1 protein-coding gene is annotated in these 271 nt (G+C 64.2%); it reads left to right on the forward strand.

Going from position 1 to position 271, the window contains the following annotated elements; all coding sequences use genetic code 11:
• Window positions 1-65: 65 nt before the first annotated feature.
• A partial coding sequence (locus tag NCT32_RS37175; RefSeq protein ID WP_250491581.1) for a metallophosphoesterase occupies window positions 66-271 on the forward strand: 206 nt, incomplete at its 3' end.

Genomic DNA, 271 nt, shown 5'->3' on the forward strand with positions numbered 1-271 from the left:
GTTTCATAATGCGCGGATCGCGCACTTAAGCCGGCTCGCGGCTCCTTCAAAACCCGTAATCTCCGATGACCGACGCCCTCACCTCCAGTCTCGACCTCGCCTCCGCCCCGCTCGTCTTCGGCGATCTTCAGGGCTGCTGCGACCCTTTCGAGCGTCTCCTGAAGAAAGCCGCGCCCGAGCCCGGCACGCCGCTCTGGTTCGCCGGCGATCTGATCAATCGTGGCCCCAAGTCGTTGCAAACCCTACGCGAAGTGATCGCCCTCGGCTCGCG

It is taken from the genome of Caballeronia sp. INML2 (assembly GCF_023631365.1).
Lineage (GTDB): Bacteria > Pseudomonadota > Gammaproteobacteria > Burkholderiales > Burkholderiaceae > Caballeronia > Caballeronia turbans.